Annotated in this window: 1 protein-coding gene; it reads right to left on the bottom strand. The window is 63.6% G+C overall.

From position 1 onward, the window contains the following. Positions 1 to 1449: IS66 family transposase (tnpC, locus tag J6525_RS46265; protein ID WP_225649594.1), on the bottom strand; the 1449-nt coding region annotated here is incomplete at its 3' end. Positions 1450 to 1828: the final 379 nt, after the last annotated feature.

The raw sequence follows: 1828 nt of genomic DNA, 5'->3' as shown, positions 1-1828 counted from the left end.
ACCAGCGAAGGTCCAGTTGCGCCTTCCCAAGGCGATGCCTCTCAATGCGCGCTCAGCGCAATTGTTGGTCAAGCAGATCCTGCCATCGTCGAGGAAGCGGCCGAAGTCGTCCCAGCGCCTGAGCATGTAATTCATAGGCTTCAGGACCTCGGAGGAGCGCGACAGGGTTTCGCGCTCACGCAGCAACCAGGCGTGCATGTCCTCGAGAAGCGGCTTGCTGTTTTCCTGGCGCACGGCGCGCCGCTCGTCGGCGCTGCGGCCGTTGATGGCGCGCTCGATCTCGAACAACGCATCGAGGCGTCTGACCGCCTCCAGCGCGATCGGAGAGACCGGTTTGCCCTTTTTACCTTCCCGGGCATTTTTCTCGATGTCAGCCAGCTCGAAGAAGCCCCGCCGCGCATGGGCAAAGCAAAACGCCGGCGTGATCGGCAGCACCTTCTTCTGCGGGTCGAACAGCGGCTCGAAGCCGTTGTAGCAATCGGCTTGCAGGATACCGGCGAAGGCGGCCAGATGCTTCTGGGGATGCTCGCCTCGTCGGTCGCTCGAGGCGTAATAGACCGCCGCCGGCGGCGCAGGCCCGGCGAAGGGCCGGTCATCCCGCACATAAGTCCAGATCCGCCCGGTCGTGCACTTGCCTTTCGCCAGGATACGGATGGTGGTGTCATCGCCATGAAGGCGCTCGGCCGCGAGCACATGGCGTTCGATCAAGTGGAAGAGCGGCATGACGGCGAAGGTCCCGTGGCCGACCTGGTCGGCCAGCGTCGACAACGGCAGGTCAATCCCCTCGGCCTTGAAGCGCGCACTCTGGCGGTTGAGCGGGATATGCATGCCGAACTTGTCGAACAGGATCGTCGCCAGCAATTGTGGGCCGATGAAGCCGCGCGGCGTGGCGTGGAACGGCGCGGGCGGCTGGCTGATCTTCTCGCAATCGCGGCAGGTGAACTTTTCGCGTACCGTCTCGATCAGCTTGAAGCGGCGCGGGATCTCCTCCAGCGTCCCGGTCACATCCTCACCGATCTTCGCCAGCCGCGACCCACCGCAGCAGGCACAGGTCGTTGGCGCCTCAATGACGACGCGCTCGCGTTCGATGTCGTCCGGCCATGGCTTGCGCACCGGCCGCTTGCGCATGAAGGGGCGGACGTTCTGCGTCTTCGCCGCTGCGGCCTGCGCGGCAAGCTCATCCTCGCTCGCTGTGGTGACGAGTTCTTCGAGCTCCAACTCCAGCTGCTCGAGCAGCCGTGCCGAGCGCTCGGAGCGCTGCCCGTACAGTTCGCGTTTGAGCTTCTCGATCCGCAGCTCCAGATGCGCGATCAGCGCCTCGTTGTCCGACAGCTCCGCCTGCGCACTGGCAGCGACCGCCTCGGCTCGCAGCCGCGCCTCACGCTCGGCCTGCAGCGCCGCCAGGGCACTGACGAGGTCCGATGGAAGATCGTCCGGCTTCGATATCATGAAGCCATTGAATCAGATCAAGCAGCAGATTCAAACCGCAAAAGCGGCTATCCGACCCGCGTCGGCCGATGGGTTTCTTGAGGTAGGGTCGAGGACTGGCGCGCCGCACATCCAAGAGCCTTGGATGTGTACGTTTCCAGCCCCCGCCTCATCGCACGCAGCATGCGGATTTCCCGCACTACGCGCCCCCATTCGCTTCGCATCAAGGTTTATGGGACCTATCACGCTGGGCAGCTTTCGTCAGCCGTGTTTTACCCGGTAGTCGTTGAACAGCTTCAGGGTATCGTACAGCCATGATTTACTCCACTGCTCCCAGCCGAAGCCCTTTCGTTGCCGTGCCCGCGCCAGATGGCGCCTGACCTTCTTCTCCACCCAATCT

This window comes from Bradyrhizobium australafricanum (assembly GCF_020329495.1).
Taxonomy (GTDB): domain Bacteria; phylum Pseudomonadota; class Alphaproteobacteria; order Rhizobiales; family Xanthobacteraceae; genus Bradyrhizobium; species Bradyrhizobium australafricanum.
This window is presented reverse-complemented; position numbering and strand designations above follow the sequence as displayed.